The following is a 24,268-nucleotide window of genomic DNA, read 5'->3' as shown; positions in this document are numbered from 1 at the left end:
CCTAGAAAGGATGGCGCTGCTTCGGGTTTTTGCCATGGTAGCCACCAGCCGGGCAGCGCGACCGCTGCTGCGCAAACGCGCGGATCAGACCACTCCACCGACGAGGCCATGGTCGAGCGCCTCCTGCGCAGTGAGGTACCAGTCTTTCTCCAGCACCTTCTTTTCCACATCCTGGACGGTCAGGGAACAGCCATGCACCAGCTGCGCAAAGCCTTCGGTCTGCAGCCGCTGGCCCGACTCGATCTCGGCCAGCACATCGTTGATCTTGGCGCGGCAACTGCGAAGAGCGCCATCCAGGGTGATCTGCTTGGTCATCTTGCGCTCATGGATGAGCAGCTCGCAATCGCGCGTCAGGAACCGGTGGCTGCGGGGGATGGCAGACATGATGGTGATGCCGGCGGAGAACACGTAGGTCTTGCCCAGGAAGAATATCTCGGTGCCCGCTTTCTGCCACAGGCGGAGTTCTTCGGCGATGCGGCGGCCCGACTCGGCATCGCCGCCGGAGGTGCTCAGCTCGAACACGATGGGGGCGCCGGCCCTCGCTTCGGATTGCTGCCGAAAGAACTCGGACAGCATGGCTTCGTTGACGTTGCCGAACAGGCGGATATCGGGTGCGAGCGAGGGTAGCGATTTCATAGCGGTAAAGAGATGGGAGGGCCAGAACAGGCAACCACCGAGCGTAAAGCCACGCCGCAGCTGGGCTGTAGGACGCACTCCCAATCTGGCACGCAAGCCAGACGCCGCAGCCTACGCGCGCCCGATTGCTGCTGCTCCTACGCCCGCTGCGAGGCTGCGCCTACAGTGCCCGCACGCGCGCCGCCCAATGATCAAGGCCCCACTACCTACGGAGCCCACGATGCCCACCACCACCCCAGCCCGCCGCGAAAAAGATGCCTGCGACCTGCTCGATGCAGACCACAAGGCCGTCAAGAAGATGTTCAAGGAGTTCGAGGAGCTCATGGAATCGAAGGCCCGCGCTGCCAAACAAAAGCGCCTGGACCTGGCCATGCACATCTGCAAGGAATTGACCGTGCACGCCCAGATCGAGGAAGAGATTTTCTACCCCGCAGTGCGCGCCGCCATCAAGGAAACCGACCTGCTGGCCGAAGCCGAGGTGGAACACCAGACCGCCAAGGACCTGATCGCGCAGATCGAGGCAGCCACCGAGGTCGACGAACAGTTTGATGCCAAGGTCATCGTACTGGGCGAGTACATCGACCACCACGTGAAGGAAGAGCGCAACGAGATGTTCCCCAAGGCCCGTGCCGCCAAGAAGCTCGACCTGGTGGCCATGCGCGATGCGCTGGAAGCGCGCAAGGCCGAGCTGATGGAGGCGGAGCTCGCGCCCGCCTGATCGCTGCCTGAGGGGCCTTCGGGCCCCTTGATCGGGGCATCGCGCTCCGCCTCGCGCCGCCTGCCTCGGCCGCTCAGCCACCCCTTCACCGGAGTCCGTGGATGCGCCTGATACTGACCTATCCGGAAGATGCCAAAAACCAGGAAATGGCCGATGCCGCCCTCGCAGCGGCGCGCAGGGTGTGCGACGAGGCGCAAGAGCATCCCTACATGGCGTGGCGCGACCACTCCATGGTGAACTCCGGGCTGCTTATCCCAGGATGGGCTTTTTCGGACACGGAGATCCGCGCGGCGCAGGTCTGGGCCGATGCGCTGGATGCCGCGCAGGAGTACCTGACCGTACCCGAGTACTGCAGCGTGGAAATCGAAGTCGAATTCGAGCCTGGAGATGCCGTGCCCGGTGACCTGCCCGGTCCCGACCGCCGGTTGCTGCGCGAGTGCTGGTACTGGCGCATGCGCACTACTGCAACAAAACGGGCGTAAGCGCTGTTGTCTGCAGCCGGGCCACGGCGGACCGAAGCCCCCGCTCCCCCATCCATTTGCGCACACCATGATCACCGCTTTGTACGTTGGCGGCCCTCTCGATGGCCAGACCCGGCAGTTGCCCGACTGCCCGGCAGCCACACCCCACGGCATTGGGCCAGGCGGCGCAGGCGCCTATCGGTTGATGGGCCGGTATTTCGAGGGGCGGATCGTGAGCGTCTTCGTGCATGCGCAGTGGCCGCTCTCGCGGGAAGACACCTTGCGGGAATTGCCACGGCGCTTTTGGCAGCATTTCGTTCCGTTGGAATTCCCGAAACTCACCGAGTGATCGCCGGGCTGAGGCGCCCGCGGCTGCAGCGTCAGCCTTGGCGCACGCGCCGCTTTCTGCCACCGATCCATTGCACGACGGCAGCGCGCGCAGCAAACAGCCCCCCGACCACAGCGACCAGGGCGATGCGCGTGGCCAGCGGCAGGTCTTCACCATCGCCGCCCCGCCGCGCAGCGCCCCCGGCCGGGTCGCCAGGCCACCTCACAGGCTGGGGTGGCACTTCAGGCACGGGGTCCTCGCTCTTTACCGGGGTTTCGGGTGCCTGGGTCTTGGGCGCACCGCGGTGCGAACCGTATTCGGTGGCATACACCTTGGTGAACTCGGCGCCCAGCAGAAAGATCTGCGCCGCGTAGTACACCCAGATCAGGATGATGGCGATGGAGCCGGCCGCAGCATAGGTGGAGCTGATGCCGGCCTTGCCCACATACAGCCCGATCAGCACCTTGCCCAGCTCGAACAGTGCCGCCGTCACGCCGGCCCCCACCCACACGTCGCTCCAGGCAATGCGGGTGGAGGGCATGAGCTTGAAGATCATGGCAAACAGCAGGGTCTCCACCACCACCGAAAGCGCCATGTTGAGCACCTGCAGCACGATCTCCCAGCCCGGCAGCAGCGCCGAGAACCAGGTGCCCAGCGCCGCCACCGCCGCACTCACGGCCAGCGATGCCATGAGCAGGAAGGCCAGGCCCAGGATCAGCCCGAAGGAGAGAAAGCGCGCCCGCAGCAGGCCCCACAGGCCACTGGGCTTGGCCTTCTCGGGCACATGCCAGATGCGGTCGAGCGCGCTCTGGATTTCGGCGAACACCGTGGTCGCACCAATCACCAGAAAGACGATGCTGATGCCGCTGGCGACCAGGCCCTCGGCCGGCTCCCGGGCGCTGCTGACCAGGCCCTGGATGGCGGCCGCGCCATCGCTGCCCACCAGGCCCGATATCTGGCCCTGCAGCGCGCCGCGCACGGCCTCCTCGCCGAACACATAGCCCGCAATCGCGATCACGATGACCAGCAGCGGCGCGATGGAGAAGGCCGTGTAGTACGAGATGGCGGCCCCCATGCTGGGGGCGTAGTCGTCCACCCAGGCCATGGCGGTCTTTTTGCTGATGTCGAACAGGGTGGAGATTTTCATGGCGTGGCCAGGGCAGTGTGTGTGCCATTTGTACCTGCGGACAAAGCAGCGACGTGTAGGCAATGAGCGCGCCCGTCGCCCATCTCGCAGGAGGTCGGGCAGCAGCCTTGTGCGGCGCGGGCGAAAAGCTTGTGCTCCTACAGACGCCGCCGGAGCGCCGGCATAGATTGGACCCTTTGCCCTCAAGGAAAACCTCCATGACAACCGTATCCGAAGTAATGACCCGTGGCGTGCGCAGCCTGGCGCCTACCGACAGCGTGGTGCTGGCAGCCCAGGCCATGCAAGAGCTCAATGTGGGAGCCATCCCCGTGTGCGATGGCGACCGGCTGGTGGGCATGGTGACCGACCGCGACATCGTGCTGCGCTCGGTGGCGCAGGACCGCAATGCCGGGACCACGCAGCTCAAGGACGTGATGAGCGCCGACGTGCAATCGACCCGCGAGGGCGAATCGATCGATGAGGCGCTGCAGCAGATGTCGCGCGCACAGATCCGCCGCCTGCCGGTGCTGGACGGCGACCAGCGCCTAGTGGGCATTCTGTCGCTGGGCGACGTGGCGGTGAAGGAACGCGGTGAGGCACTGGACGTGGCCGCGTCCCTGTCCGACATTTCAGCACCGGCCCAGCCGGACCGCTCGGGCCAGTCCTAGTCCACCTGCCGCACCCCGCGGCACGCCGGGAAGGTGGAGCAGCCCCAGAATGAGCTCCCCGCGTTGTTGCCGGTGCGCGCGATGCGGCGAACCATTCCGCAGCCGCACTTGGGGCAGCCTAGCTGGGCACTCGCAGGGGCATCGGCCGGGGCGACTGCGGCGGCCTGCCCCGATGGCACGGATGGGGGTTCCGGCGGTTCGTGGTGCACCCCGCCATGGGCGGCGATGACCGCCGCCACCGCCGACCGGGATTGCTGCGCCTGCTGGAGCATGGCCAGCAGGCGCGGCCCGTCCACCAGTTGCAGGTTGCGCCCCTGGGTGAAGAGCCTCGCGTCGTTGGTGAAGCGCCCCGAGGTCACCACGAAGCCGCCCGTGGCCCCCCGCGCGGCCATCACGCCGTAGAGTTCGCGCACCGTCTCCACGCCCACCTTGAAGGCCTTCCAGTGCTTGCACTGCACGAAGAACTTCTCACCGCCCCGGGTCAGCACCAGGTCCACCCCGCCGTCGGGCCCACCACCGCCCGTGTCGGTCACCTGAAAGCCCTGCAGCCGGTAGGCCTCGCCCACCAGCATCTCGAACTCGGCCCAGGACATGCCGTCGATGGTGCTGGCGGCAGGGGCCTGCGCCACCTCGTCCACCAGGGCCCGGCGCTGCCGGCGCCGCCAGCCAGACAGAGCCGCGCCGGCCAGGCAGACCATGGGCGCCACATACTGGCCCACCATGGCCAGGCCGCCTAGCAGCGCGCCCTGCACCATCGCCCCGATCTGGCCGGGCTTGACCGGCGCCGGCTGGCTGAACGACGCGGCCAGTGGGCTGAGCACCAGGTAGAACACCACCGCCAGCCCCACGCCAGCCCACCAGGGCAACAGGGCGACGATGTCCATCATGTCCTCCAGGGGGCTGGTTTTCTTGCGCCGTGCTGCCATGGTGGTTCCCTCCCGTTTGTTGGGTGTTGCTCGCATTATTCGAAACAGGGGGTGCTTGGCTAGTTTTGAATTGCACGGCACTGGCGACACGTTCTGCACCACTATTTCTCTTGACGCCCCGAGCGCGCCCCCAGACCATCGCGCACTTGCCGCACGCACGCCGGTCCCCCGGACACCGCCCGCAGCGGCTGCACCACCGGGAGCGCAACCAACATGCCTGCAGCCACCTTCAAGGCCCCCTACTTCCCCATCATCTATGTGCGTGGCTACGCCATGACGCAGGGCGAGATCGACCAGACCACGGCCGACCCGTTCTGCGGGTTCAACGCAGGGTCGACCGTGCACCGGGCCGTGCCCGAGCGGCGCAGCAAGCCGCGCAAGCATGTGTTCGAGTCGCCGCTGGTGCGGCTGGCGTCGGACCACGGCTACACCGACGTGTACGAGGACGGCTACGACATCGTGGACCCCGAGTGGGAAACCACGGCCGACGGCAAGCCCACGGGCAATGTGCTGACGGGGCAGAGCATCATCATCTTTCGCTACTACGACAGCGCATCGACCCTGCTCGGCGACGGCAACACGCCAGGCATCGAGGACTTTGCGAAGGAGCTGAGCCGGCTTTTGGCCCGCGTGCGCGACCTGGTCTGCGCCAATGCCGCGAACGCGGTGGCGCCTGCGGACTTTCGCTGCTACCTGGTGGCGCACTCCATGGGCGGGCTGGTATGCCGGGCCATACTGCAGAACCCGGCGCTGGACCCGCAGGGCATGCGGCCCCACGTGGACAAATTCTTCACCTACGCCACGCCGCACAACGGCATCGACGTGGCGGGCATCAACGCACCGGCCTGGCTCTCCGCCATGGACATCAGCAACTTCAATCGCGGCAAGCGCATGGTGCAGTACCTGGACCTGGCGCCCGCGTATGCCACGCACCAGCGCGTGGACCTGCTGCCCGAAGCGCTGTTTCCGTCCCGCCGGGTGTTCTGCATGGTGGGCACCAACCGGCTGGACTACGAGACGGCGGCGGGCCTGTCGCGCACCTTCGTGGGCAACGGCAGCGACGGGCTGGTGCGCATCGAGAACGCCACGCTGCACGGCCTGAACGCCGACGACAGCGTGGGCGAGCCCTGCGCCAAGGCGTTTGCCTACCGCGCGCACTCGGGCTTCTACGGCATCGTGAACAGCGAAGAGGCGTTTCAGAACCTGGCGCGCTTTCTGTTTGGCGACGTGCGGGTGGACCTGTGGGCGGACATCGACGAGATCCGCCTGCCCACGCCCGTGCAGGCCCAGGTGGACGCAGGCCACAAGGTCAACGCGCTCTACCAGATGGAGCTGCGCGCCTCGCCGCGCGGCAAGCTGTGGTACCTGACCCGGCGCACGGCCGAGGAGGACTCGGTGGCCTGCATGGCCCACGCCAATTGGCAGAGCGACAACCACCACTACCTGTCCAGCGTGTTCCTCGCCAACAGCGCACGCGTGAACCCGCGCCGCCGCTCGCTGGCCTACGGGCTGGAGTTCGGCGTGCGCGCGCCCGACTACGAGATCGAGAAGCGCCTGTGGATCAACGAGCACTACGAGGGCGGCTACCTGTTTCGCAACGCGCTGATCCTGGAGATGGAGCCCCCGCCCAACGACGCCACGCCCTGGAAGGTGAAGTATTCCTGGCAGGGCACGGGCATGGTGCAGGCACAGACGGTGCTCGATGTGCAGCCGCTCGGCGACGGCCGGGTGGAGGTGGTGATCCCGTTCGACAGCCACACGGTGGAAGGCCGGGGCACGCAAAAGCCGGCCTACCCCGGCGTGCGCGGGCAGTTGCGGTTCGTGATATCGGCCTGGAACTCCTGAACATCTCCAACGGCATCGTGCTTTATCAAAACCCATTCAAAAATGAAAACCTTCACCTACTTCCTGCCATACAACCTGTGCCAGGAGCCGACCACCAAAGCCGCCGAAACCGCCGCGTGGACCGCGAGCCATACCTTGGCGGCCATAGCGCTCATCATCGTGCTGATCGCTTTGCTCATATCGGCATTGGTCATCATGCGATCTGGCGAAAAGGTGGAGCTGGAAGTGCGAAGAATCCGGTTTGCGGCGGCCACCTTTACGGGCATTCTCATTCTCTTCATCTTCACCGCCATCCTGTACTTTGCCGACCATTCCGGACGCCTCGCCGGCAAGGAGATATTCGAAAAAGCGGTGACCGCAATGACGCCACTTGCCGGGGTCATCATCGGATACCTGTTTGGAACAAAACAGAGCGCACAGTCCACCTCGGACAACCCATCCAGAAACGACACCTGATGCGGCGAACTGGCATCGACCATGCAGTAGTCCACCGCCTGAGTCCCACGCTCCGTGCAAAAGCCAGCCTCCCTCGTCGTGGCAATAAACATGGCGGCGTTTTGAACGGCCCGTGGTAGAAGTTCAGGCAGATCACTAACTTTCCCGGAACTGGCCGGTTCTGTCAGCGCCGTCTTACAGCGCGGCCGACGGCAAGCGGTTATTTTGGGGACGTGGCATGCGTCTCCGGGGGCGGAGACTTGGCCACCCTACCTGGAGGCTCACATGAAGTGCCCCCCTACCCTGCAGAGCGAGGAGGCGCGGCTGCAGGCCCTGGCAGACCATGGCCTCGAAGGCGAGCAGGCGCTGCCCAGCCTGGACCCGGTGGTACGCATTGCAGCGCGCATGTTCGGCATGCCCGTGTCGGCCGTGAACATGATCGGCAGCGACCACGTATTCTTTGCCGCCAGCGTGGGTGCAGGGCCCATGGACATGGGCCGTGACGTGTCCTTCTGCGCCCACGCCATCACGCAAAACGGCGTGATGGTGGTGCCCGATACCTTGCAGGACGAGCGCTTTCACGACAACCCGCTGGTCACCGGGCCATCCAACGTGCGCTTTTATGCTGGCGTGCCGCTGCTCTCGCCCGAGGGCCATGCCATGGGCGCGCTGTGCGTGCTCGATGACCGCCCCCACGACGACTTCAGCACGGAAGACCAGGAGCGCCTGCGCGAGCTGGCGCGCATGGCCTCTGACCGGCTGGAGCTGCACCGCATCGAGACCTCGTCCGAGCGCACGCGGCCCTCGTTCGACGAGTACGCGGGCAACTCCACCACGCCGGTGGTCTGGTTCGACGAGCAGCGGCGCGTCGTGGCGATCAACACCGCCGCCGCCGCGCTGCACGGCTACCACCCTGCCGAATGCGTGGGCCAGCCGCTGGACCTGCTGCTGGCCGAGCAGGAGCATGCCACCCTGCGCGAAGGGATTGCGCGCGCGGTGGCGGCGGCCTCGATGCAGGACCTGCAGATCCCCACCGAAGTGTGCGGGCGGCGCAAGGACTGCACGCATTTTCTGCTGGGGATTTCGCTGTTCATCTGGCGCCACAACGGGCGCCTGCGCTTCGAGGCGGTGCTCAAGGACCTCACGGCGCAGCGGCGCGAAGAGGACGACCTGCGCCGCCAGGCCAGCAGCGACCCGCTGACCGGCCTGGCCAACCGCGCCTGCTTTTACCGCCGCGTGCAGGAGGCTCTGCTCAGCCCTTTGCCGGATGCCGCTGCCGCCGTGCTGATGCTGGACCTTGACGGTTTCAGGGATGTGAACGACACGCTGGGTCACGCCGTGGGCGATGGCATCCTGCGGGAGGTGGCGCAGCGGCTGGCCCGGCTGGCAGGCCACGCGCTGTTCGAGGCCCACCAGAGCCGGGGGCCCATCGCTGCGCGGCTGGGAGGTGACGAATTCGCCCTGCTGTTGCCCGGCGTGGGCGATGCCGATGCCGCCAACCAGTTTGCCCAGCGTGCCGTCAGCGCCATCCACCAGCCCATTGCCATCGGCGGGCATGAGGTGCGCGTGGGCGCCAGTTGCGGGGTTTCCGTCGCGCCCCTGCAGGCCCACGAGGCGCTGGAGCTGGTGGGCAATGCCGATCTGGCCTTGTCGCAGGCCAAGACCGAGGGGCGCGGGCGCAGCTCCGTCTTTGTGCCTGCCCTGCGCATGGCGGCGGTGGCCCGGCGCCTGTATGGCATGGAGCTGAACCGCGCGGTGGACAAGGGCGAGCTGGTGCTGTTCTACCAGCCCCAGGTGCACCTGGAAGATGGCTCGCTCTCGGGTGCCGAAGCGCTGATTCGCTGGCAGCACCCGCAGCGTGGCCTGCTGGCGCCGGCCGCCTTTCTGCCCGCGCTGGAGGGTGGCCCCCTTGCCGCCAGCGTGGGCTCATGGATCCTGGACGAGGCCTGCGCGCAGGCGGCCTACTGGCGGCGCAACGGCGCGCCCACCCTGCGCATGGGCGTGAACCTGTTTGGCGTGCAGTTCCGCGTGGGCGACCTGGCCACCGAGGTCATGGCCACCCTGGCGCGCCATGGCCTGCCACCCGATGCGCTGGAGCTGGAGATCACCGAGAACATCGTGCTCGACCACGACGACGTGGTGCCCGGCATGCTGCGCCGCCTGCGCGACCAGGGCGTGGGCATCGCCTTCGACGACTTCGGCACCGGCTATGCGTCGCTGAGCCTGCTCACCAGCTACCCGCTCACGCGCATCAAGATAGACCGCAGCTTCGTGCAGGGCATGCTGGGCTCGCGGCGCGAAGCCTCAGTGGTGCGCGCCATCCTGGACATGGCGCGCAGCTTCGACCTCAAGACCATTGCCGAAGGCGTGGAGACCGAGGCCCAACGCGAGCGCCTGCACAGCGAGCGATGCGGCGAGGCCCAGGGGTATCTCTTCGCGCGGCCCATGTCCGCGCAGCAGTTCAGCGAAGCCTATGGTCTGGGGGCGTTGCGCAAGGCATCCGCGTAACCCCTTCAATGCATCCGCGCGCCCCCCGCGCCGCCTTCGCAGAATTACCTATTGTTTCAAAGGATAATGAGACACATTCTCATTTGTTGCCCTATACTTCATCCATACCGCAGAGACAGCACCCAGTCCACCAACCAACCGATTCCTGCACACCATGTCGACACTTGCCATGCCTCGCCCCGTCCTTCGACTGCAGCGCCCCGCGGCGCCACGCGCGTCGGCAGTTGCCGATGATGCTCTGGCGCAGGCGCCGGCCGAGTCGACTGCCGCAGGTTTTCTGCGCAGCATCAACAGCGCCACCATGCTGGGCACGGCCAAGGTCGTGAACATCCTGCACAACGGTTCGGTCTACCAGCTCAAGACCACCAAGCTCGGAAAGCTGATTCTGACGAAATAGGTTTCATCGTGGGGAGACTCCCGGGACCTCGGTCTCGAAGGGTCTTTTTTTGCTAGCCACCCGTAACCCGGCAGCCATGCTTTTTTTCCCCGCGATCATCATCACCCCCCGCATCCACTGCTGACCTGGCAGGCCGCAGCGGTGCCAGCTGTCCGCTGGCCAGAGAAGGTGCCGTCGCCACCCCCTATCTGGCGAACACCGGTGCCACGCTGCGTGCCTGCACGCGCTGCGCGTGGCGCGCTTTCGTTTCTCCCTTTTGCCGCTTTGCCGTCGCGTTCAGGCTCGCATGAAGCATGGCGTTACATAGCGGGGCATCGGCGGCCATTCAGGGCTGCCTTGCACCGCCGTGGAGGCGTGGCCGTGCACCATTTGCAAGCATCTGCAACACACGCTGCGCATGGCCTGCTGCAGGCTTTTACGGTGGGGGACAACACGCCTCGTAGTCGCGCCCCGCTGGTGGTCTGCGCGCTCACACGCAACCACCCGTAACAGCGGTCACCAAGCCCATTTATCGCTGTTGTCTTACACGCGGAACTGGGACACTTTGCTGAAATCTACCCATCGGCCATTGAGGCTGATTCGGGGGTCATTGAGGCCCCTGCCCCGGATTGTTTTTACCCACCAGGAGTAGTGCCATGAAGTTCCATCACCTGCCTCCCCGTGCGCGTGCCGTTGCCGCGTTTGTGGTGACCGTCGTGCTGGCCTTCCTGGCGGCGGCAACCGTCCTGATGCCCGACATCACGGTGCAGTCGGTGGACTCCATGGTCCGCCTGCCCGGTGGCGTGGAGCAGATCCTCACGCAAGGATTCCCCGAGTAAGTTTGCGGGCACGGGGGCCCTGCGGGTGCCCCGGTCTTCCCGGCGATTCGTGGATCCCCTGCCTGCGCATTCGCCGCAGGATGTCCCCCTCTCACCTCCTGGGCCGGCCCCGTGACGGCAGTGCTCCATGCCCGCTGCTCCCGAAAAAGGGCGCAAACGCAACGCCCGCGCGGAACCTGCTGGCAAAAAGAGGAGCACGAGAGTACCATCTGGCGCTGCACACCGGAATTTCCGGCGCTGCATACCGTAGGAGGAATACCGTGAACCCACGTTTCCTGACCCCTGATGGCAAGAGCCCTGCCGTTCTGGTTGCCGCCCTGGCGGTCTCCCTGTCGGCCCTGCTGGCAGGCTGCTCCAGCCCCCGCGAAGGCTCTCTCGACGAATTTGCCCGCTGGCACGACAAGGCCAAGGCGCAAGCCCAGGCCGGCGCGCTGATGTGGAGCGAGTTCTACAAGCAGAGCTTTGACCGGCTGACCGCCCTGCCCCCCTCCATGCAGCAGGACACGCGGCTGGAGAACACCGTGCTGCTGCTCTCCACCGCGCGCAAGTACGAGTCCAGCGAAATCACGGCACTGCAGTTCAACACCGAACGCGAGAACATCGAAACGCAGCTCGAAGCGCGCCTGCGCTGAGCTTGCCCGGTCCGCCCCGGCCCCGCGAAGATGAAGCGCGGCGGCCCCTGGCATGCCAGGGCCATGCCTGCCCATCCCGATGAACCCCATGCACGCCCATCTTCGAATCGCGCGTCCCGTGAGCGACCTGGCCCGCTCCGTGGCCCAGTACACGCTAGGTCTTGGAGTCGTGCAATTGGGCAGCTTCAGCGACCACGACGGCTTTGACGGAGTGATGCTCGGAACCCCCGGCGCAGGTTTCCATTGGGAGTTCACGGTCTGCAGAAGCCACCCGCTCGTGCCGGCACCGACGCCCGAAGACCTGCTGGTTCTACGTACCCGATGCCCAGGCCTGGCAGGCACGCTGCGACGCCACGCGCAGCGCGGGCTTCGTGGAAGTTCCGTCATTCAACCCCTACTGGAACCAGTCGGGCCGCACCTTCGAAGACCCGGATGGCTACCGCGTGGTCATCCAGTGCGCCGCATGGGGCGCACCCAACCCGGCTTAGGCTTCGCGTGCGCGGGGCCCGCCATCGCTCGGCGCTGCCACCGCCAGCAGCGCCAGGAAGGCCGCGACACCCAGCCCGGCAGACACCCACAGCGCACCGGCCCCCAGCCGGTCCAGGCACAGCCCAAACAGCCATGGGGACGCCGCCTGCGCAATGCGCGCCGGCACCATGAGCAACCCCTGCCGGTGCCCGTAGCCCGCCGGGCCGAACAGCACCAGCGGCAGCGTGCCCTTGGCAATCGTCAGGATGCCGTTGCCTGCGCCATGGAACAGCGCGAACACCACAGCCACCGGTGCGCCGGCCACGGCCAGCAGCCCGGCGCCCAGCGGATGCATGAGCGCTGCCAGGCGCGCGGACAGCAGCGGATGCACGTGGCGCAGCAGGCCGAACTCCAGCAGGCGCCCCGCCACCTGGGCCGGCCCCACCAGCGCGCCCACGGCCACGGCGGTGGCCAGCGTGGCGCCGCCCTCCTGCAGCAGGCGCGGCAGGTGCGCCGCCATGGCGGTGCTGGTGAACCAGGTGGCCGCGAACACAAAGGCCAGCAGCAGGGTGGCCCGGCGCGCATGAGCAGGTTCAGGATCTGCAGCCAGCGCTTGCACGCCCTGCGGTGTTGCGGTGTTCGCGGCCACCGCTTCGGCCTGCGGTCGGCGTGGCGTCCAGGCGTTGAGCGGCAGCCCCACCACCAGGTGCAGCGCGGCCCAGGTCCAGCAGGCGCCGCGCCAGCCCCATTGCGACTCCATCCACATCGACAGCGGCCAGCCCACCGTGCTGGCAAAGCCGGCGATCAGGGTGATGCCCGTGATCGAGTTGCGCGCGTTCTTGCCATGCAGGTGCACCAGCGCCGCAAAGGCCGCCTCGTACAGCCCACTGCCCATGCCGGCGCCGATGAGCACCCAGGCGGCAAACAGACCCCACGGGCCCTGGGCCATCGCCAGCGCGGCCAGGCCCAGCGCAAAGACCACGCTGGTCGCCATCAGCACCGGCCGACCGCCCCAGCGGTCGATGCTGCGGCCGGCATAGGGCCCCAGCAGTGCGGAGACCACCAGCGCGCACGAGAACGCAGCGAACACCATGGCCACCGACACACCGAGCTCGCGTGCCATGGGCGCGGCCAGGATGGCCGGCAGGTAGTAGGTCGATGCCCAGGCCAGGGTCTGGGCCGTGCCCAGGCTGGCGACTGTGGTTGCTGATGTCAGGTGTGGCAAGGGGAATCCTCTCGGCTAATCCATGGGGACGGCGGGCATCAGCCGCAGCATGACGTTTTGGCCGTCACCACCTGTTGCGAGGATGCCGCCTTGGACGCCGTGGGAGCCGCAGCCGGAGTACAGCTGCATCCCCCGCTGCCCTTGGCCTTCTCTGTCTCGTCCAGCGCGCAGCATGCCGACGTTTCTTGCACCGCCGGGCCACCACAGCAACCCGCAGCAGCGGTGGTCTGCCCCGTTGGCGGCTCGGAAAGGTCCACCGAGCACACCCCCGTCTGCGGCAGGTCGAGCTGTACCTGGTTGGCCGCCACCCAGTCGCCGGCAATGGCGGCCACCACCGAGCGCGCCTGCTCATAGCCCGCGGCCATCAGGAAGTTGGGCGCACGCCCGTAGCTCTTGGCGCCAATGGCATAGAAGCCGGGCTCCGGGTGGGCCAGTTCCTTGTGGCCGTGGGGCCGCACGGTGCCGCAGCTGTGCAGGTTGGGGTCGATCAGGTCTGCCAGCGCCTCGGTGCTTTCGATCCAGGGATCCAGGCGGGTGCGCAGTTCGCGCGCCAGCGACAGATCGGGGCGCGAGCCCGCGGCCACGATGATCTCATCGATGCCCTCCACGGCGGCCAGGGTCGGATCGATGGCGCGCACGGTCATGCGGTCCGCGAGCAGCTCGACGGCCTGCACGCCAAAGCCAAGGTGCAGGATGATGTGCTGCTGTTCGACCAGATCGCGCAGTCGGGTGCCCAGGGCGCCGCGTGCCGGCAGCCCATCGGCACTGCCGCCGCCGAAGACCTTGCGCAGGTCCTTGCCCCGCACCGCCCAGTGCACGCGGGTGCCAGGTTCGTCATCTGCCAGTGCTGCCAGCGCCAGCAGGTTGCCGGCAGCGGAATGGCCCGCACCCACCACCATCACCGAGCGACCTGCATACCGCCCACGGGCAGCCCCGAGGATGTCCGGCATGCCGTAGGCAATATGTTCCTGCGCCGCACCCTCGCCCAGCGCGGGAAAGCCATGGATGCCCATGGGATTGGGCTGGCCCCAGGTGCCCGACGCGTCGATCACGGCCTGGGCCCGGACCTCTTTTACCCCCTCGGCAGCCTGCACCACCAGCACGAAGTCCGCATGCTCCCGTCCGGCCGTCTTGACCTTGTCGAAGCCCGCGCGCGAAATGCCCAGCACCTGGTGGCCGAAATGGATGTGCGGCGCAAGCGCCCTGTGCGCCGCCAGCGGCCCCAGATAGCGCTCCACCAATTCGCCGGCCGTGGGCAGGCCATCGAGATCGGGCATGGCCCAGCCAGTGCTTTCCAGCAGCGCACGCGCCGCAGTGTCCACGTTGTAGCGCCAGGGCGAGAACAGGCGCACATGGCCATACGACTGCAGATGGGCAGCGACGCCGGCTCCAGCCTCGAAGACCTCCACCGCAAGGCCGCGCCCGACGAGGTGGGCGGCGGCGGCCAGCCCGATGGGGCCGGCACCGATCACGGCCACCGTGAATGAAGAGCGGGATGTGGAATCAGCCATGGGGATCTCCTTCGTATTTCGTAGATTAACGAACATTCATGACAAAAAGAAGAGGCCTCGGCCTCCTCACAGGGACTGGACCAGTTGCTTGAGCTCGGCGAGCCGCGCAGGGTTGATGCAGTAGCAGGTGCGCTGTTCCTCGGCGGAGCCCAGGATCAACCCCGCCTCCTTGAGCACTTTCACATGCTGCGAGGTGGTGGACGGCGCCAAGCCCACCACGTCGGCCAGGCTGCCGAAGTAGCACTGGCCATAGCTCGACAGGTGGCGCAGCAGCTGGATGCGGGCCGGGTGGGCCAGCGCCTTCAGCAGCATGGCCAGCTCGGCCGTGCGGTCATCATCGAGCAGGACCAAGACGTCCACTTCTTCATCACCAGGGCAGCAGGACATGGGCGGCTCTTCTCATTCGTATTTTTACGAATGATCGATCTTTGGATCAACCATGTCAAGGGTGCTGACCAGGCAAAGCCGAAACGACCAGTCTGGACAGTTCGGCAATGCCCACCGGCGCACGGGTCAGCCAGGGAATGGTGAAGGTGCGCTGGGCCAGGCCATCGGCCATGCGCGCCATCTGCCTGCGCTCGCCATCGAGGCGGGCGGCGAGCAGAGGGTCGCGCGTGCCCGCCGCCAAAACGCTCTTGTTGAGCACCCATGCATAGGGCTCGATGCCGGCGCGCCGAAGGTCCTCCTGCAGCTCTGCGGCCTGCGACACAGGCGTGACCTCGGGCAGGGCCACCAGGATGATCCTGGTGTATGCCGCGTCCTGCAGCCGCATCAAGGGCGTGACGAGCCGGCCCGCGCCATGCCCTTCGAACTCGCGCACCATCTGGCGGTGGTAGGCGCCCGTGGCATCCATCAGCAGCAGGGAATGCCCGGTGGGCGCGGTGTCCAGCACGACGAAGGCGCTGCGCGCCTCGCTGACGATGCGCGAGAAGGCGTGGAAGACAGCGACCTCTTCGGTGCACGGCGAGCGCAGGTCTTCCAGCAGCAGCGCCTGTTCCTGGGCGTCCAGACCGGGTGATTTGGCGGCCATGATCTTGTCCACGTAGCGCTGCGTCTCGACCTTGGGGTCGATCCGGTCGACGCGCAGGCCCGGCACCTGGCCATCGAGCGTGCCCTGCAGGTGGGCGGCCGGATCGGTGGTGCTCAGGTGCACGGTCTTGCCGCGCTGCACCAGCCCCAGCGCCAGGGCGGCGGCCACGGTGGTCTTGCCCACGCCGCCCTTGCCCATCACCATGATCAGCCCGTGGCCGGCAGCGGCCAGTTCATCGGCCAGGGCGGACAGACCCGGCAGGGGGGCGGTGCGCTCGATGGCCGGCGCCGGGCGGGGCGCAGCGTGGTGCACTTCCGTAGACAGCAGCGCCCGCAAGGCGGGAAGGCCGACCGTGTCGAAGCTGCGCAGCGGTACCTGGTCCTGGGGCAAGGCGCGCAAGGCGTCGGGCATTTCGGCCAGGGCCTGCTGCCCCAGGCTCTCGATGGCGGCGGCCACCCCGTCCGTGCGCTCGCTGGCGTGGAACACGCCGTTGACCACGAGCCGCTGGTTGTTCAGCCCCAGCGCATGCAGTTCCTCGCAGGTGCGCGCCGCCTCGGCGATGGCGCCCTTGTCCGGCCGGGCCACCAGAACCACCGTGGTCCTGGCGGGGTCGCTCAGGGCGTCGAGGGCCGCCTTGAAGCGGGCCTCCTGCATCTTCAGGCCCGAGTGCGGGCCCAGGCACGAGGCCCCGCGGTCATTGCCGTCCAGAAAGCCACTCCATGCCTTGGGCAGGCTCAGAAGCCGCAGGGTGTGCCCCGTCGGTGCGGTGTCGAATACGATGTGCTCGAACGCCCCGCCCTCGCCCGACAGCAGGGAGGCGAACTCGTCGAACGAAGCGATCTCGGTGGTGCAGGCGCCCGACAGCTGCTCGCGCACCGTCGCGCGCTCGGCATCGCTGGCGCCAGTGCCCATCTGCACCAGCACGCGCTGGCGGTAGGACTCTGCCGCCGTGTCGGGGTCGATGTTCAGCACCGACAACCGCGGCGCGCCGGGCACCGGCGTGGGGATGTTGCGCAGCGCGATGCCGAGCATTTCGTCCAGGTTCGACGCGGCATCGGTGCTGACCAGCAACACCTTCTTGCCACCATCGGCCAGCGCCAGCGCAGCGGCCGTGGACAGCGATGTCTTTCCAACCCCACCCTTGCCGGTAAAGAACAGGTGCCGGGTGGGATGGCTCAAAAACCCCATGGGCTTCAGCCAGGCCTGCACCTGCTGGTGCGATGGAACCCCGCCGCTGTGCACCACCAGGCCGTCGATCATGACGGCGGGGGTGGCCATGACACCGGCGCGCCGGATTTCTGCCATGTCCTGTATCTGAAGGATCTCCACCTCGACCCCCGCATCCCGTGCGGCCCGTTCAATGGTGCCGACCGTGCTGTGGCATTTGCTGCAGCCCGGTCCCAGAACTTTGATTTGCATGGGTGCGGCCTTGGTGGAGTGTGCTGATAAAGGGATGGGAGCGCGTGGGCAGTGGCGGCCAAGCATCTACGGGGCGACATGGCACCGCCATTGGGCTCCGCCCGCTAGGCAAGGGGGCTGATCTGGGTCAACTCCCGTGTGAACGCCTGGAGGGAGGATTAGGCCCATGGGTGCCTTGCCTCTGTGCGCCAGCGAACCTAGGTGGCCTGGTGCACCAGGAGAACGGAGGCTGCACCTGGACCGCCATGGGGAGCACGTCATCCGCGCGGCGAGGGGAGCAAGGCGGGCCAGGGAGACCGTCTTCACGCCCTGCAGCACCCCGGCAGAAACATCGACTTCAACTGGCCCCAGTAGCCCGCACGCGCCGGATGGAGCGCGCTGGCAGCAAACAGGCCCACCCTCGCCGGGTCGTTGCCTGCGGGCGTGTAGCGGAAGGTGCCGAAGACCTGGTCCCACAACACGAAGGCGCTGCCGAAGTTGGAGTCACCCTCGCTGCTTTCGGTGGAGTGGTGCCAGCGATGTACTTCATTGGTACTGAACACGTAGTTGGCCCAGCCGCTGCGCAGATCGAGGTTGGCGTGCTGCAGCATGAGCACCGGTTGGGAGATGGCGAGGTAGCACAGGATCGCCTCGGCCGAAAAGCCCAGCAGCAGGGCCGGCAGCATCGACAGTGCGAAGTTGAGGGAGTGGTTGAGCGGATGGAAGCGCAGGTTGTTGAGCGCGTACAGGCGCTCGCTGCCGTGGTGCATCGCGTGCAGCCACCACAGCGGCGCCAGCCTGTGGTGCAGCCGGTGCGCCCAGTACTTGCCGAACTCGATGAAGAGCGCTGCCAGAAGGACCTGTAGTGCAAAGGGCAGGCTTTGCAACCACGCCGAGCTGCCTGTATTGCCGGGCCCGCCGTGCCCGTAGACCGCGAGCAGCGCCAGCGTGCCCAGCAGCTTGAGCAGCGGCTCCACCACGGCGACCAGGGTGGCTGCGCTGGCCCAGTCGGTGGCGCGGTCTCCGTTCGGCTGGTTCCAGCGGGTCCGGTAGGGGAAATAGCGCTCCAGCACGCTGGCCAGCAGCAGCGTCAAAACCGAGGCGAGCAGCACCACCGGCTCCAGCGGGCCCCCGGCAGCGCGGACGGCGGCGAACGCACCGAGACTGGCCACAGCGACCAGAACCAGGAGATGGCGGGACAAGAAGACGGGCATGGTCGGTCTTTTCGTGGTCAGGCCTGGAACGCGTCGGTGTGGTACGCCAGGGCATCGAACTTCTGCGGGACGGCGGGCTGCGCCGGCGACTGCAGGCTGCACTGCCACCAGCCCACGTCGTGCCACTGCCCGTGCTTGAAGCCGACCTGGCGGTACACGCCCAGCGCCTCGAAGCCCACGGACTCGTGCAGCGCCACGCTGGCCTGGTTGGGCAAGGCAATGCCGGCAAATGCCTGGCAGTAGCCGAGGCCGACCAGGATGCGCTTGAGCTCGCCATACAGCTTCTTGCCGATGCCCTGCCCCCGCGCGTCCTCGCGGATGTAGGCCGTGGTGTCCACGGACCACTGGTAGGCCAAGCGCTCGCGGTGCCTGCTGGCGTACACATAGCCGTTGACCCGGCCCTGCGCGTCTTCGCTGACCAGCCAGGGCAAGGTCTGCAGGGTCTGGGCCATGCGCTCGCGCATCTGCTCCACGGTGGGCACCTCCAGCTCGAACGAGATGCTGGTGTGCTGCACGATGGGCGCGTAGATTGCGGCAATGGCTTCAGCGTCGGCGGGGGTGGCGATGCGGATGGTCATGGGTCAGCGTCTGGTGGTACGGGGTGAAGAAAGAGCACGGCGCTGTTCAGCAGCAAGGTCCGCGTCCTTGGGCGGGCGCGGCAAGGTGCAGCAAGGCACGGCCTGGTCTTGCCGCAGCGCCTTCATGAGCAACTGCAGCGACGTCTCGACGGCGGCGCGGTCGCGCTCGCTCAGGCACCCGAGCAACTGCGCCGCGTGGGCGTCCAGGGTGCTGTTCAGTTCGCGGACCCTGCCCTCCCCCTCGGCGGTGAGCGTGACCAGCCAGCTGCGGGCATCCGCCGGGTTGGGCTCCTTGGTCACCAGGCCGCGCGCGGCCATGGCCTCCACCGCGCGCGAGACCCAGCTCTTTTCCAGGCTCACGCGCGCGCCCAGTTCGGACAACGGCAACGGGCCCGAGCGCCCCAGCTCGGTCAGCAGGTGGCACTGCGTGTTGGTGGTGTGGCTGCACTCGGCCACCACGCGCTGGGCGCGGGTGTACATGCGGGCCACTTCGCGCAGCAGGGCTCCGGAATCGGCAGCGGTCATTTGGGTGTGTACAGCAACTAAATGGCAACAGGTTAAGCACCGCACAGTTAGTTGTCAATAGCAACTTCATGGGCGAGCCGGACCCTTGCGGGACAGGGCTCAGATCGATGCCTGGTTCACCCGGCGCATCAGCGCCTCACCCGACTCCTTGCGCTCGCTGTAGCGGTCCACCAGGTACGGCGACACGTCGCGCGTGAGCAGGGTGAACTTCATGAGTTCTTCCATCACGTCCACGATGCGGTCGTAGTAGGCCGAGGGCTTCATGCGGTTGTCGTCGCCGAACTCCTGGAAGGCCTTGGCCACCGAGGACTGGTTGGGGATCGTGAGCATGCGCATCCAGCGGCCGAGCACGCGCATCTGGTTGACCGCGTTGAACGACTGCGAGCCGCCGCACACCTGCATCACCGCCAGGGTCTTGCCCTGTGTGGGACGCACGGCCCCCTGGGCCAGCGGGATCCAGTCGATCTGGGTCTTGAGGATGCCGGTCATGGCGCCATGGCGTTCGGGCGAGCACCAGACCATGCCCTCGGACCAGGCGGCCAGCGCGCGCAATTCCACCACCTTGGGGTGCGTGTCCGGGGCGCCGTCGGCCAGGGGCAGGCCCTCGGGGCTGAAGATCTTCACCTCGGCGCCCAGCGCCGTGAGGATGCGCGCGCCCTCCTCGGTGGCCAGGCGGCTGAACGAGCGCTCGCGCAGGGAGCCGTAGAGCATGAGGATGCGCGCGGGATGGGTGGACGCCAGCGGTGCGGACAAACGCGCGGCGTCGGGCACCTGCAGCAGTTGCGCGTCGATGTGGGGCAGGTCATAAAGCATGGGGCAGGCCGTGGTGCGGTAATGGTGGTTGCTCAGCTGTGTGCGATTCGGTTCAGCTGGGTCTGCAGGTCGGCGTCGCTCAGGTCGGCCAGGGGCAGCTCCAGCAATTGCAGCATGCGGTAGCCGATGGCCTGGCGGGTGATCTCGAAGGCCTGGCGTTTGGCCTCGTCGCCGCCCTGGGCATTGGAGGGATCGGGGTAGCCCCAGTGCATCTGGATGGGGGTGCCCGGCCAGTACGGGCAGACCTCGCTGGCCGCGCTGTCGCAGACGGTGATGACGATGCGCGTCACCGGCGCATCGGCGGCGGTGAACTCGTCCCAGCTCTTGCTGCGAAAGGCGTCCGTCTTGACGCCCGCGCTGGCCAGCGCTTCGAGTGCCAAGGGGTTGATGCGGCCGCTGGGTGCGCTGCCGGCGCTGTGGGCCTGCACGTCCAGGCCGCGGACCTTGGCCAGGTGGTTGAGCATGCCTTCGGCCAGCACGCTGCGCGCGGAGTTGTGCGTGCACAGGATGAGGATGTGGGTGGTCATGGTCGTGGAAAGGAATGAAAAAGTGAGGGAGCCCGGGTGGGGTTCACGCCTGCCCGATGTCCTGGATCTGGCGCTTGATCGCCAGGGCATCGAGCTTCTCCAGGGGCAGCGCCAGTAGCAGCTCGATGCGCCGCTTGAGGATCAGCGCCGTGTCGCGGAAGGCCTTGTCCACCGCTTCGGGCGTGCCCTCGGCGGCCGATGGGTCGGGCACGCCCCAGTGCGCGCTCATGGGCTGGCCCGGCCAGATGGGGCAGACCTCGCCGGCGGCGTTGTCGCAGACGGTGAACACGAAGTCCATTTCGGGCGCGCTGGCCTGGGCAAACTCGTCCCAGTTCTTGCTGCGCGCGCCGGTGGCGGGCACATGCAGCCGCTCCAGCGTGGCCAGGGCCAGCGGGTTGACGGTGCCGCTGGGAAAGCTGCCAGCCGAGTGCCCCCGAAAGCGCCCTCCTCCGAAATGGTTGAGCAAGGCCTCGGCCAGGATGGAACGGGCAGAGTTCTGCGTGCAGATGAAGAGCACGTTGTAGGTTTTTTCGGTCATGGGGAAAGACTCCAGGAAGTGATGACGACGGCTGGTTGAACGGTTAACTTCAACATTTCATTAAATATTGAAATAATGACCATGGAAAGACAGGCAATGGATCGGCCTGTCACGCCGCTGCAGTGGCCTTGGGGCGCTTCTTGCCCACCGCCGAAGCTGGCGCGCAGCCGGCCTTGACGGGCAGCTCGGCGCACAGTTCAGGGTTGCCCGCGCAGCACTCTTCGGTCAGGTAGCCGATCAGCTCCGCCATCAGCGCCAGGTTGGCCCGGTAGCGCTGGTAGCGGCCCTCCTGCTCCACGGTGAGCAGTGAGGCGTGCGTCATGCCCTTGAGGTGAAAGGACAGGTTGGTGGGCGGCACGTCCAGCGCCGCCGATATCTCGCCGGCCACCATGCCGCCGGGCCCCTGCCGCACGAGCAGGCGGAACACGTCGAGCCGCACCGGGGAGGACAGCGATTCGAAGACGGCGGTGGCGGCGGTTTTTTGCACGGACTGACTATACAAGAGCGGTTGGATGGCGGCATAGGCCCAGGGAATCAAGCGACCCGGCGGCCCTGCGCGTCGATGACCAACTCGCCGTCTTCCTTGGCGAAGGGGCCGAGCAGCGCGGGCAGCAGGTCCAGCACCGTCTCGGAGGGGCGGCACAGCCGGGTGCCGGCGGGCGCCACGACGATGGGCCGGTTGATGAGGATCGGGTGGGCGAGCATGGCGTCGAGCAGGTGCCCATCAGACAGCGCAGGGTCTTGCAAGCCCAGTTCGTCGTACGGCGTGCCCTTTTGCCGCAGCAGCGCGCGCACGGGCATGCCCATGGCGGCGATCAGTTCGCTGAGCTTTTCGCGGCTGGGCGGCGTCTTGAGGTATTCGACGACGGTGGGCTCGATGCCGGCGTGGCGGATCATCGCGAGCACGTTGCGGGACGTTGCACAGGCCGGGTTGTGGAAGATGGTGTGGTCGGTGGAGGCTTGCATGGCATCAATAATACAACTATTATTGAAATATTCAATCAATCGCAAACTCCCTGCACCCGCAGATGCTTGCGACCCCCTCCCCCCCTCCCCCTTTTGAAAAGAGAAAACAGATGCTTGTGGCTCTGTCGATATTTGTGGCCACCATCGCGCTGGTCATCTGGCAGCCGCGCGGGCTGGGCATCGGCTGGAGCGCCAGCGCCGGTGCCGCCGTGGCGCTGCTCACCGGGGTCGTGCAGGTGTCCGACATCGCGGTGGTCTGGCAGATCGTGTGGAACGCCACGGCCGCCTTCATCGCCATCATCATCGTCAGCCTGCTGCTCGACGAGGCGGGCTTCTTCGAGTGGGCGGCCCTGCACGTGGCGCGCTGGGGGCGCGGCAGTGGCCGCATGCTGTTTGCGCTCATCGTGCTGCTGGGCGCCGCCGTGGCGGCGGTGTTCGCCAACGACGGCGCGGCACTGATACTGACCCCCATCGTGATCGCCATGCTCGTGGCCCTGGGTTTCAGCCCCGGTGCCACCCTGGCCTTCGTGATGGCGGCGGGCTTCATTGCCGATGCGGCCAGCCTGCCGCTGGTGGTGTCCAACCTGGTGAACATCGTCTCGGCCGACTTCTTTCGCATCGGGTTCCGAGAATACGCTTCGGTCATGGTGCCGGTGAACCTCGCCTCGGTGGCGGCCTCGTTGGGGGTGTTGCTGCTGTACTTTCGCAAGGAGATTCCGGCTGCGTACGACCCGGGGCAGCTCAAGCCCCCATCGGCCGCCATCCGCGACCTGGCGACCTTCCGCACCGGTTGGGTGGTGCTGGCCTGGCTGCTGATCGGATTTTTCGGGCTGGAACCGCTGGGTGTGCCGGTCAGCGCCACCGCCGCCGCAGGCGCCGCACTGCTGCTGGCCGTGGCGGGCCGGGGCCACGTGATCAGCACAAGGAAGGTGCTGCGCGAGGCGCCGTGGCAGATCGTCGTCTTCTCGCTGGGCATGTACCTGGTGGTCTACGGGCTGCGCAACCAGGGGCTGACGGCGTACCTCAGCCAGTGGCTCAACGCCTTTGCCGGCTACGGCATCTGGGGTGCGGCACTGGGCACGGGGGTGCTGACGGCGTTGCTCTCGTCACTCATGAACAACATGCCCACAGTGCTGGTGGGCGCGCTGTCCATCGACGCATCCGCCGCCACCGGGGTGGTGAAGGAGGCCATGATTTACGCCAACGTCATCGGCAGCGACCTGGGGCCCAAGATCACCCCCATTGGCTCGCTGGCCACGCTGTTGTGGCTGCATGTGTTGGCGCGCAAGGGCATCCGCATCGGCTGGGGCTACTATTTTCGCGTGGGGGCGGTGATCACCGTTCCCGTGCTGCTGGTCACCCTGGCGGCGCTGGCGCTGCGGCTGTCGCTGCGGTAGCACGGCGGCAAAGGCACAAGTGAAAACGGGCCGGCACCCAGAGGGGTACCGGCCCGCCGTCAATCAGCCGGGTTCAGCCGATCAATCGCAGCAGCCCAGCATTTCCAGGCAGCATTCGGCCAGTTCCGAGCAGCAGCCCGACTGGGCCATGGCCATGCCGGCCATCGACAGCAAGACAGCGGCCACGCCGAATTTGAAGAATTGTTTTTTCATTGGGAAATTCCTGATTGAGAAATGAATGGATTGGATAGAAAACGGTAAACCAGAAATCATCCAGACCTCAATCGGGCGGCCTCCACACCGGGGCCTCCCAGGACACCCACTGCCGACCAGCCCCGATGGTGTGCATCGAGGCCCGTGAAACCCCGAGCCATGGAGCGTCCGGGGCGACCATCAACGGCGTGCCGCAAGGCTGGCAGCCGGCCATGCCGCAGGCATCGGCAGTGCCACAGTCGGCAATGCAGCAATGCTCGTAGCCCGACATGCTGGCCGACACCGTCTGGGTGAGGAAAGCACTGCCCAGCAACAGCAAGCAGATGGCAAGGAATCTTCGCACGGCTGCAATGTACCCCAGCCGTGC

Annotated in this window: 29 protein-coding genes and 1 pseudogene; 13 read left to right on the top strand and 17 right to left on the bottom strand. The window is 66.9% G+C overall.

What is annotated here, in order from left to right:
• Window positions 1-84: 84 nt before the first annotated feature.
• Window positions 85-636, bottom strand: a complete 552-nt coding sequence (locus ACSQ3Y_RS17660; RefSeq protein WP_057202917.1) for an ATP-dependent Clp protease proteolytic subunit — start codon at window positions 634-636, stop codon at window positions 85-87.
• Window positions 637-856: 220 nt separating this feature from the next.
• Here ACSQ3Y_RS17660 and ACSQ3Y_RS17655 point away from each other — a divergent pair, with 220 nt between their 5' ends.
• The 3 genes from ACSQ3Y_RS17655 (at window position 857) to ACSQ3Y_RS17645 (ending at window position 2,164) form a co-directional block, all read left to right on the top strand.
• Complete coding sequence (locus tag ACSQ3Y_RS17655) at window positions 857-1,354, top strand: hemerythrin domain-containing protein (protein WP_057202918.1); 498 nt, start codon at window positions 857-859, stop codon at window positions 1,352-1,354.
• Window positions 1,355-1,455: 101 nt separating this feature from the next.
• Window positions 1,456-1,836 (top strand): hypothetical protein, encoded by a 381-nt coding sequence (locus tag ACSQ3Y_RS17650; RefSeq protein ID WP_436178281.1) that lies wholly within the window; start codon window positions 1,456-1,458, stop codon window positions 1,834-1,836.
• Between the two features lie 67 nt (window positions 1,837-1,903).
• Window positions 1,904-2,164, top strand: a complete 261-nt coding sequence (locus tag ACSQ3Y_RS17645) for a hypothetical protein (RefSeq protein ID WP_436178280.1) — start codon at window positions 1,904-1,906, stop codon at window positions 2,162-2,164.
• 31 nt (window positions 2,165-2,195) lie between these two features.
• Here the strand turns inward: ACSQ3Y_RS17645 and ACSQ3Y_RS17640 are convergent, their stop codons facing one another.
• Complete coding sequence (locus tag ACSQ3Y_RS17640; RefSeq protein WP_436178279.1) at window positions 2,196-3,290, bottom strand: YihY/virulence factor BrkB family protein; 1,095 nt, start codon at window positions 3,288-3,290, stop codon at window positions 2,196-2,198.
• A gap of 197 nt (window positions 3,291-3,487) precedes the next feature.
• Here ACSQ3Y_RS17640 and ACSQ3Y_RS17635 point away from each other — a divergent pair, with 197 nt between their 5' ends.
• Window positions 3,488-3,937: a CBS domain-containing protein gene (locus ACSQ3Y_RS17635; RefSeq protein ID WP_436178278.1), complete on the top strand. Its 450-nt coding sequence runs from the start codon at window positions 3,488-3,490 to the stop codon at window positions 3,935-3,937.
• Here the strand turns inward: ACSQ3Y_RS17635 and ACSQ3Y_RS17630 are convergent.
• Complete coding sequence (locus ACSQ3Y_RS17630; RefSeq protein WP_436178277.1) at window positions 3,934-4,863, bottom strand: restriction endonuclease; 930 nt, start codon at window positions 4,861-4,863, stop codon at window positions 3,934-3,936. The genes ACSQ3Y_RS17635 and ACSQ3Y_RS17630 overlap by 4 nt on opposite strands.
• 213 nt (window positions 4,864-5,076) lie before the next feature.
• On the opposite strand from ACSQ3Y_RS17630, the gene ACSQ3Y_RS17625 reads away from it, so the two are divergent.
• The 8 genes and pseudogenes from ACSQ3Y_RS17625 (at window position 5,077) to ACSQ3Y_RS17590 (ending at window position 11,986) form a co-directional block, all read left to right on the top strand.
• Window positions 5,077-6,708 (top strand): esterase/lipase family protein, encoded by a 1,632-nt coding sequence (locus ACSQ3Y_RS17625; protein WP_436178276.1) that lies wholly within the window; start codon window positions 5,077-5,079, stop codon window positions 6,706-6,708.
• A 42-nt stretch (window positions 6,709-6,750) separates the two neighbouring features.
• Window positions 6,751-7,164, top strand: coding sequence for a hypothetical protein (locus ACSQ3Y_RS17620; RefSeq protein ID WP_436178275.1), 414 nt, complete (start codon window positions 6,751-6,753; stop codon window positions 7,162-7,164).
• A gap of 264 nt (window positions 7,165-7,428) precedes the next feature.
• Window positions 7,429-9,651, top strand: coding sequence for a putative bifunctional diguanylate cyclase/phosphodiesterase (locus ACSQ3Y_RS17615; protein WP_436178274.1), 2,223 nt, complete (start codon window positions 7,429-7,431; stop codon window positions 9,649-9,651).
• A gap of 154 nt (window positions 9,652-9,805) precedes the next feature.
• Window positions 9,806-10,048 (top strand): hemin uptake protein HemP, encoded by a 243-nt coding sequence (gene hemP / locus ACSQ3Y_RS17610; RefSeq protein ID WP_082604200.1) that lies wholly within the window; start codon window positions 9,806-9,808, stop codon window positions 10,046-10,048.
• A 635-nt stretch (window positions 10,049-10,683) separates the two neighbouring features.
• Window positions 10,684-10,866, top strand: coding sequence for a hypothetical protein (locus ACSQ3Y_RS17605; protein WP_057202927.1), 183 nt, complete (start codon window positions 10,684-10,686; stop codon window positions 10,864-10,866).
• A 260-nt stretch (window positions 10,867-11,126) separates the two neighbouring features.
• Window positions 11,127-11,498 (top strand): hypothetical protein, encoded by a 372-nt coding sequence (locus tag ACSQ3Y_RS17600; RefSeq protein ID WP_436178273.1) that lies wholly within the window; start codon window positions 11,127-11,129, stop codon window positions 11,496-11,498.
• A 52-nt stretch (window positions 11,499-11,550) separates the two neighbouring features.
• Window positions 11,551-11,694: pseudogene (locus ACSQ3Y_RS17595) on the top strand (VOC family protein); the annotation flags it as partial.
• Window positions 11,695-11,740: 46 nt separating this feature from the next.
• Window positions 11,741-11,986 (top strand): VOC family protein, encoded by a 246-nt coding sequence (locus tag ACSQ3Y_RS17590; RefSeq protein ID WP_436180132.1) that lies wholly within the window; start codon window positions 11,741-11,743, stop codon window positions 11,984-11,986.
• Here ACSQ3Y_RS17590 and ACSQ3Y_RS17585 read toward each other — a convergent pair.
• From ACSQ3Y_RS17585 to arsC, 12 genes are all read right to left on the bottom strand, one after another.
• Window positions 11,983-13,191 carry an MFS transporter gene (locus ACSQ3Y_RS17585; protein ID WP_436178272.1) on the bottom strand — a complete coding sequence of 403 codons (1,209 nt, stop codon included), beginning with the start codon at window positions 13,189-13,191 and terminating at the stop codon, window positions 11,983-11,985. The genes ACSQ3Y_RS17590 and ACSQ3Y_RS17585 overlap by 4 nt on opposite strands.
• A 38-nt stretch (window positions 13,192-13,229) precedes the next feature.
• Window positions 13,230-14,702: an NAD(P)-binding domain-containing protein gene (locus tag ACSQ3Y_RS17580; protein ID WP_436178271.1), complete on the bottom strand. Its 1,473-nt coding sequence runs from the start codon at window positions 14,700-14,702 to the stop codon at window positions 13,230-13,232.
• 66 nt (window positions 14,703-14,768) lie between these two features.
• Complete coding sequence (locus ACSQ3Y_RS17575; protein WP_436178270.1) at window positions 14,769-15,089, bottom strand: ArsR/SmtB family transcription factor; 321 nt, start codon at window positions 15,087-15,089, stop codon at window positions 14,769-14,771.
• A gap of 55 nt (window positions 15,090-15,144) precedes the next feature.
• On the bottom strand, window positions 15,145-17,151 hold the full coding sequence (gene arsA, locus ACSQ3Y_RS17570; protein ID WP_436178269.1) for an arsenical pump-driving ATPase: 2,007 nt from the start codon (window positions 17,149-17,151) through the stop codon (window positions 15,145-15,147).
• Window positions 17,152-17,453: 302 nt separating this feature from the next.
• On the bottom strand, window positions 17,454-18,344 hold the full coding sequence (locus ACSQ3Y_RS17565) for a sterol desaturase family protein (protein WP_436178268.1): 891 nt from the start codon (window positions 18,342-18,344) through the stop codon (window positions 17,454-17,456).
• A gap of 17 nt (window positions 18,345-18,361) precedes the next feature.
• Window positions 18,362-18,922, bottom strand: a complete 561-nt coding sequence (locus tag ACSQ3Y_RS17560; RefSeq protein ID WP_057202932.1) for an arsinothricin resistance N-acetyltransferase ArsN1 family B — start codon at window positions 18,920-18,922, stop codon at window positions 18,362-18,364.
• A gap of 3 nt (window positions 18,923-18,925) precedes the next feature.
• Window positions 18,926-19,447, bottom strand: a complete 522-nt coding sequence (locus ACSQ3Y_RS17555) for a MarR family winged helix-turn-helix transcriptional regulator (RefSeq protein WP_436178267.1) — start codon at window positions 19,445-19,447, stop codon at window positions 18,926-18,928.
• Between the two features lie 99 nt (window positions 19,448-19,546).
• Window positions 19,547-20,260 (bottom strand): arsenical resistance protein ArsH, encoded by a 714-nt coding sequence (gene arsH / locus ACSQ3Y_RS17550; RefSeq protein ID WP_436178266.1) that lies wholly within the window; start codon window positions 20,258-20,260, stop codon window positions 19,547-19,549.
• Between the two features lie 32 nt (window positions 20,261-20,292).
• Entirely contained in the window at window positions 20,293-20,787 is a 495-nt protein-coding gene (locus tag ACSQ3Y_RS17545) for an arsenate reductase ArsC (protein ID WP_436178265.1), read from the bottom strand.
• Between the two features lie 43 nt (window positions 20,788-20,830).
• On the bottom strand, window positions 20,831-21,325 hold the full coding sequence (locus ACSQ3Y_RS17540; RefSeq protein ID WP_436178264.1) for an arsenate reductase ArsC: 495 nt from the start codon (window positions 21,323-21,325) through the stop codon (window positions 20,831-20,833).
• A 109-nt stretch (window positions 21,326-21,434) separates the two neighbouring features.
• Complete coding sequence (locus ACSQ3Y_RS17535; protein ID WP_436178263.1) at window positions 21,435-21,812, bottom strand: ArsR/SmtB family transcription factor; 378 nt, start codon at window positions 21,810-21,812, stop codon at window positions 21,435-21,437.
• 47 nt (window positions 21,813-21,859) lie between these two features.
• A complete protein-coding gene (gene arsC / locus ACSQ3Y_RS17530) occupies window positions 21,860-22,291 on the bottom strand; it encodes an arsenate reductase (glutaredoxin) (protein ID WP_436178262.1) in 432 nt (143 codons plus the stop codon).
• 110 nt (window positions 22,292-22,401) lie between these two features.
• On the opposite strand from arsC, the gene ACSQ3Y_RS17525 reads away from it, so the two are divergent.
• Window positions 22,402-23,688, top strand: a complete 1,287-nt coding sequence (locus ACSQ3Y_RS17525; RefSeq protein WP_436178261.1) for an arsenic transporter — start codon at window positions 22,402-22,404, stop codon at window positions 23,686-23,688.
• Between the two features lie 81 nt (window positions 23,689-23,769).
• On the opposite strand, the gene ACSQ3Y_RS17520 is transcribed toward ACSQ3Y_RS17525, so the two are convergent.
• Window positions 23,770-23,901, bottom strand: coding sequence for a hypothetical protein (locus ACSQ3Y_RS17520; RefSeq protein WP_255361109.1), 132 nt, complete (start codon window positions 23,899-23,901; stop codon window positions 23,770-23,772).
• Window positions 23,902-23,968: 67 nt separating this feature from the next.
• Window positions 23,969-24,244 (bottom strand): hypothetical protein, encoded by a 276-nt coding sequence (locus tag ACSQ3Y_RS17515; protein WP_436178260.1) that lies wholly within the window; start codon window positions 24,242-24,244, stop codon window positions 23,969-23,971.
• Window positions 24,245-24,268 lie beyond the last annotated feature (24 nt).

The organism is Acidovorax sp. LjRoot66 (assembly GCF_964253305.1).
Taxonomy (GTDB): Bacteria; Pseudomonadota; Gammaproteobacteria; order Burkholderiales; family Burkholderiaceae_C; genus Acidovorax.
This window is presented reverse-complemented; position numbering and strand designations above follow the sequence as displayed.